Here is a 6,056-nt window from a genome sequence, read left to right as displayed (position 1 = left end):
CGGTTCCTGTCAGAACCGGCATAACACTTAGCGCACCATGCATGGGCGTTTATTATCGAAGGTCCAGTTCGGGATCAGGTACTGCATTCCCATCGCGTCATCACGCGCTCCCAGGCCATGTTGCTGGTACAGTTCGTGCGCTTTCATCACCTGGTCCATATCCAGTTCTACACCCAGACCCGGCTTCGCTGGTACCTGTACCATGCCGCCTTTAATGTCGAACGGTTCTTTGGTCAGGCGTTGGTTACCTTCCTGCCAGATCCAGTGGGTATCAATGGCCGTAATTTTACCCGGCGCAGCCGCCGCCACATGAGTGAACATCGCCAGCGAAATATCAAAGTGGTTGTTAGAGTGTGAACCCCAGGTGAGGCCAAACTCATGACACATCTGCGCTACGCGAACAGACCCCTGCATGGTCCAGAAATGCGGGTCAGCCAGCGGAATATCCACAGATTGCAACGACAGCGTGTGCCCCATCTGACGCCAGTCGGTAGCAATCATATTGGTCGCCGTCGGCAGGCCAGTAGCGCGGCGGAATTCCGCCATCACTTCACGCCCAGAGAACCCCTGCTCCGCGCCACATGGATCTTCAGCATAAGCCAGCGATCCTTTCAGATACTTACCGATCTTGATCGCTTCATTCAACGACCAGGCGCCGTTGGGATCGAGCGTTACGCGGGCCTGCGGGAAACGCTTCGCCAACGCGACGATAGATTCCGCTTCCTCTTCCCCTGCCAGCACGCCACCTTTCAGTTTAAAGTCGTTAAAGCCATATTTCTCATACGCAGCTTCAGCCAGGCGCACAACCGCATCCGGGGTCATGGCCTCTTCATGGCGCAGACGATACCAGTCGCACTTCTCATCCGGCTGACTCTGATACGGCAGCGGCGTCGCTTTACGGTTGCCGACGAAGAACAGATACCCCAGCATTTCTACTTCGCTACGCTGCTGGCCATCACCCAGCAGAGACGCGACATTCACCCCCAGGTGCTGGCCTAACAGATCCAACATTGCCGCTTCGATCCCGGTAACCACATGAATAGTGGTACGTAAATCGAAGGTCTGCAAACCACGCCCACCGGCATCCCGATCGGCAAAGGTATTGCGTACCGTATTCAGTACGTTTTTGTATTCACCTAACGTTTTGCCCACCACCAGCGGAATCGCATCTTCCAGCGTTTTACGGATTTTTTCTCCGCCGGGAATTTCACCCACGCCGGTATGACCGGAGTTATCTTTAATAATCACAATATTGCGCGTGAAGAACGGAGCATGTGCGCCGCTCAGGTTCATCAGCATACTGTCATGACCCGCAACCGGAATAACCTGCATAGAGGTAACCAGTGGGGTAGAAAATTGTGCGCTCATAATTAAGTCCTTATTCAAAATTAGTGGCGGCCGAAAACGGGACGTTTACGGTCAAAAGTCCATCCGGGGATCAGATACTGCATTGGGCCTGCGTCATTACGCGCGCCGCCGGGCAGCGCCTTATAGGCTTCATGCGCTTTCTGCACCTGATCCCAGTCCAGTTCCACGCCCAGACCGGGCGCATCGGGTACCGCAATTTTTCCGTTTTTAATCTCCAGCGGATTTTTGGTCAGGCGGCAATCACCCTCCTGCCAGATCCAGTGGGTATCAATAGCCGTTGGATTACCCGGCGCAGCCGCACCGACGTGGGTGAACATCGCCAGCGAAATATCAAAGTGGTTATTAGAATGGCATCCCCAGGTCAGGCCCCAGTCATCGCACAACTGCGCCACGCGTACCGCGCCGGAAAGCGTCCAGAAGTGCGGATCGGCCAGCGGAATATCGACTGCATTCAGCATTACCGCGTGGCCCATTTCGCGCCAGTTGGTAGCAATCATGTTGGTCGCCACCGGCAAACCAGTCGCGCGGCGGAACTCGGCCATCACTTCGCGCCCGGAAAAGCCCTGTTCAGCGCCGCACGGATCTTCGGCATAGGTCAGCACATCATTCAGGCCTTTACACAGGGAGATGGCTTCATCCAGCAGCCAGGCACCGTTTGGATCGACGGTAATACGCGCATCCGGGAAACATGCTTTCAGCGCACGGACGGTTTCAATTTCTTGCTCACCCGGCAGCACACCGCCCTTCAGTTTGAAATCTTTAAAGCCATAACGATCCTGTGACGCCTGCGCCAGACGCACCACCGCGTCGCTGGTCATCGCTTGCTGGTGACGTAATTGATACCACTCATGTTTACCCGGCGTACTTTCCAGATACGGCAAATCGGTTTTGCAGCGATCGCCTACATAGAACAGATACCCGAGCACGGTCACTGCATCACGCTGCTTACCCGGACCTAACAGCTCGCAGACCGGTACATTCAGCGCTTTGCCCAGCAGATCCAGCAGCGCGGCCTCCAGCGCCGCCACCGCATTGACGCGCAGCTCAAATGTCCAGGCACCTTTGCCGAAAGTATCAAAGTCAGCAGCCTGATTGCCTTTATGTACCTGCTGGACCACCTTATTCAGGCGGGCCACTTCCTGACCCAATACCATCGGGATAGCGTCAACCAGAGTCTGATAAATCACTTCACCGCCCGGCGCTTCACCGACGCCGGTATTACCGGCGTTATCGGTAAGAACCACAATATTGCGAGTGAAATATGCGTTGTGCGCACCACCAATATTGAGCAGCATGCTGTCATGCCCGGCCACCGGGATGACCTTCATATCGGTAATAACGGGGCTTGATTGTGTTGTCATCATCATTGTCCTGCGACAGGTTTCAGTTCGATACGTTTAATATCCCCGACCAGCACCAGATAGCTCACCACAGCAATCAGCGCATGCACCCCAACGTAAATCAAGGCACCATTAAACGACCCCGTCGTGCCCACAATGTAGCCAATAGCAATCGGTGTCACGATGCCGGAGATATTACCGAACATATTGAACAGGCCGCCGCTCAGGCCGCTAATCTCTTTGGGGGCCGTGTCTGCCATTACCGCCCAGCCCAGTGCACCAATACCTTTACCGAAGAAGGCCAGCGCCATAAAGCCGATAATCATCCACTCAACGTTGACGTAGTTACAGAACACCATCACCATTGACAGCAACATACCCAACACGATTGGCGTTTTACGGGCGATATTCAGCGAACCGGTGCGACGCATCAGCCAGTCGGAAATAATGCCGCCGAGCACGCCGCCTGCGAATCCGCAAATAGCCGGGACCGACGCGACAAATCCCGCTTTCAGAATCGACATACCGCGCGCCTGTACCAGATAGACCGGGAACCAGGTGATAAAGAAGTAGGTCAGCGCGTTAATACAGTACTGACCGATGTAGATACCGATCATCATGCGGGAACCCAACAACTGTTTGATTTGTCCCCATTTCACGCTGAACGGAACTTTAGCTTTAGCGGCTGCCTGATCCATGTTGATCAGTGCGCCACCTTCGGCAATGTAGTCCAGCTCTTTTTGGTTTACACCCGGGTGCTGGTTTGGTTCATGAATCACCTTCAGCCAGACAAAGCTGATGATGATCCCGAGTCCACCCATAAAGAAGAATACGTGTGACCAGCCTACTTCGTGGGTCAGCCAGCCCATGATTGGCGCGAAGATAACGGTGGCAAAGTACTGCGCAGAGTTAAAGATTGCGACCGCCGTGCCCCTCTCCTGTGCCGGGAACCATGCCGCAACAATGCGACTGTTGCCGGGGAAGGATGGCGCTTCAGCTAACCCCACCAGGAAGCGCAGGGTAAACAACGCAACGATAATGCCGAAGCCGCTAAAGATATCGACGAAGCCCTGCAGCAGGGTAAACATGGACCAGATAAAGATGGACCAGAAATAAACACGTTTTGAACCAAAGCGGTCAAGCAACCAGCCGCCGGGGATCTGGCCGATAACATAGGCCCATGAAAAAGCGGAAAATACATACCCCATCCCGACGGCATCAAGGCCAATGTCTTTGGCCATCTCAGAGCCGGCAATGGATAAGGTGGCGCGGTCGCCGTAGTTGAAGGATGTGACGATAAACAACATCACCACTATCCAGTAGCGAGCGTTAGTGCGTTTTTCCGCGCTGCTCGCCGCCTGACTTAATGAACTCATTGTTGCACTCCTGAATCGTGGCTTTCGCCAGTTCATTCTGTACAGCACCTGTAGGGTGATCAGAATGAGAGGTTAGTGTGTGGCAGTTTTGGTACAGCTCAGGGCCGTTTTATTCTGACTCGCTGCCTTTTCGGGAACTGACGGGAAAAGTATATGAAGGAGTGCCTCTTACCCTCACCGTGCAAAAACACAACATTGCGAGGGGTGAATGAGGTTGTTTATGGCATAAGCCTAAGGGAATGGAAGATGCTTCACGAAATTGGCGTTTGAGGGGGATTTATTGCCGGGTAATGGCGACGCCTTACCCGGCTTATGATTCGAACTGTGCGGATGGTTGGGTAATATTCTATTTGAGGAGCGTTGCCCAGTGTTCTACCCAGGGGTTGGATTCGCTTTCCGGTTCCGGATGTTCACCGGCATCAATCAGCAGCATCTCACCTACACGCTGGGCGCTCTGTTCCTGCAAAAGCGCATCAAACTGCTTACCACCGCCGCAGAAATTGGCATATGAACTGTCACCGAGTGCAATAATGCCGTAGTGAACGTCGGGCTGATAACCCAGTTGGTCTTTAATTCCCTGAAACAGCGGCACGATGCTGTCCGGCAGATCGCCTTGTCCCGTCGTTGACGTTACGACCAGGATGTACTTGTCTTTGTACTTTTCCCAGTCAGCCAGTTCCGGATCTTCATAAACCGTAGCTTTATGCCCCTGATTTGCGAGGATAGCTTCGGCCTCTTCGGCAACCAGCAGCGCGTTTCCGTACATCGTGCCGACAAAAATTCCAATTTCCGCCATAACCGTAATCTCCTGGGACTTAAGAATCTATCTGCTTATCCTGACCTGACAGCCCGCTGAACTCAACCCTTTCATTCTCAGGGAGAAGTCCACGCCAGCCAAACTGTGATAGCGCCTGCATCCAGACGTCATCCAGCCCGGCGCGAATAACCAGAGGTTCGCCGGTGAAAGGATGGGTCAGCGCAAGCTGGCTGGCATGCAGCATTAATCGCTGACAACCGAAATGCTCCGCGGCGCTGCGGTTTTGTCGCAAATCACCGTGCTTGCTGTCGCCAATAATCGGATGACGCAAATGCGCCAAGTGACGTCTGAGCTGGTGTTTTCGACCGGTTTTAGGATCCAGCTCCACCAGCCCGTAACGGGTGGTCGGATAACGTCCGGTCGCCACCGGCATTTCAACCGTCGCCAGGCCGCGATAATGGGTTACCGCAGGCTGTGGGCCTTTGTCGTCACGGGCAAATTTATCGGCAATCTTGTCCAGCTCTTCCACCAAAGGATAATCCAGCACGGCATCATCCATCAGCCAGCCACGCACAATCGCATGATAGCGTTTTTGGATTTGATGCTGCTCAAACTGCTGTGCCAGCCGTCGTCCGGCCTCGCTGGACAGCCCCATCAACAGCACACCGGATGTCGGTCTGTCGAGTCGGTGGGCGGTAAAAACGTGCTGACCAATCTGGTCGCGCACCGTTTGCATTACCACCACTTTCTCATCGCGGTCGAGCCAACTGCGATGAACCAGCCAGCCCGAAGGTTTGTTGACTGCAACCAGCCATTGGTCCTGATAGAGAATCTCCAGCATCAGGCGTTATCACTGGTAAATAGCGCATCCAGATCCTGCAATGCAATCAGGATCACATCGCGCTGTGGATGATCGGCTGCCAGCGCCATTTCATAATATGGCGCAATAGCGAACGCTTCTGGAAGTGGCTGCGCATTATCAAGCAGCGCATGCATGCGGGGAATCAACACCCACTGCAGCCATTCAACCGGCTCCATGGTATCCATACAAAAAGGCTGCGTGCTGGAAAACAGATGCGCTTCTGGCTCATCCATCCGCCAGTGATTATGTTCACGCAGCAGTGCTTCAAGCGCATGCAACTGCTCGCGCACACGGTCATGAGTCGTCATGAAATTAACCTCAATGATGAAAAATCTGGCGCGAAGAATAGCACC

General features: G+C 54.0%; 6 protein-coding genes. All 6 read right to left on the bottom strand.

Going from position 1 to position 6,056, the window contains the following annotated elements:
- Positions 1 to 27 precede the first annotated feature (27 nt).
- Complete coding sequence (gudD, locus tag FDX03_RS14915) at positions 28 to 1,368, bottom strand: glucarate dehydratase (protein ID WP_061068484.1); 1,341 nt, start codon at positions 1,366 to 1,368, stop codon at positions 28 to 30.
- 20 nt (positions 1,369 to 1,388) lie between these two features.
- Complete coding sequence (locus FDX03_RS14910; protein WP_086523435.1) at positions 1,389 to 2,729, bottom strand: enolase C-terminal domain-like protein; 1,341 nt, start codon at positions 2,727 to 2,729, stop codon at positions 1,389 to 1,391.
- 2 nt (positions 2,730 to 2,731) lie between these two features.
- Positions 2,732 to 4,084 (bottom strand): galactarate/glucarate/glycerate transporter GudP, encoded by a 1,353-nt coding sequence (gene gudP, locus FDX03_RS14905; protein ID WP_061068486.1) that lies wholly within the window; start codon positions 4,082 to 4,084, stop codon positions 2,732 to 2,734.
- A gap of 346 nt (positions 4,085 to 4,430) precedes the next feature.
- Entirely contained in the window at positions 4,431 to 4,880 is a 450-nt protein-coding gene (locus FDX03_RS14900; RefSeq protein WP_005130932.1) for a flavodoxin, read from the bottom strand.
- A gap of 19 nt (positions 4,881 to 4,899) precedes the next feature.
- Positions 4,900 to 5,682 (bottom strand): tRNA pseudouridine(65) synthase TruC, encoded by a 783-nt coding sequence (gene truC, locus FDX03_RS14895; RefSeq protein WP_061068487.1) that lies wholly within the window; start codon positions 5,680 to 5,682, stop codon positions 4,900 to 4,902.
- A complete protein-coding gene (locus tag FDX03_RS14890) occupies positions 5,682 to 6,011 on the bottom strand; it encodes a YqcC family protein (protein ID WP_048213080.1) in 330 nt (109 codons plus the stop codon). Before FDX03_RS14890 ends, truC begins: the two co-directional genes overlap by 1 nt.
- Positions 6,012 to 6,056 lie beyond the last annotated feature (45 nt).

Origin of the sequence: Citrobacter sp. wls827, from assembly GCF_005280875.1 — a bacterium.
Classification (GTDB): domain Bacteria; phylum Pseudomonadota; class Gammaproteobacteria; order Enterobacterales; family Enterobacteriaceae; genus Citrobacter; species Citrobacter youngae.
The sequence above is the reverse complement of the archived record's forward strand: the minus strand, read 5'-3'. Positions and strand labels throughout refer to the sequence as shown.

Coding starts and splice junctions, on each gene's coding strand:
- gudD (WP_061068484.1), bottom strand. CDS start 1,368: ATGAGCGCACAATTTTCTACCCCACTGGTTACCTCTATGCAGGTTATT.
- FDX03_RS14910 (WP_086523435.1), bottom strand. CDS start 2,729: ATGACAACACAATCAAGCCCCGTTATTACCGATATGAAGGTCATCCCG.
- gudP (WP_061068486.1), bottom strand. CDS start 4,084: ATGAGTTCATTAAGTCAGGCGGCGAGCAGCGCGGAAAAACGCACTAAC.
- FDX03_RS14900 (WP_005130932.1), bottom strand. CDS start 4,880: ATGGCGGAAATTGGAATTTTTGTCGGCACGATGTACGGAAACGCGCTG.
- truC (WP_061068487.1), bottom strand. CDS start 5,682: ATGCTGGAGATTCTCTATCAGGACCAATGGCTGGTTGCAGTCAACAAA.
- FDX03_RS14890 (WP_048213080.1), bottom strand. CDS start 6,011: ATGACGACTCATGACCGTGTGCGCGAGCAGTTGCATGCGCTTGAAGCA.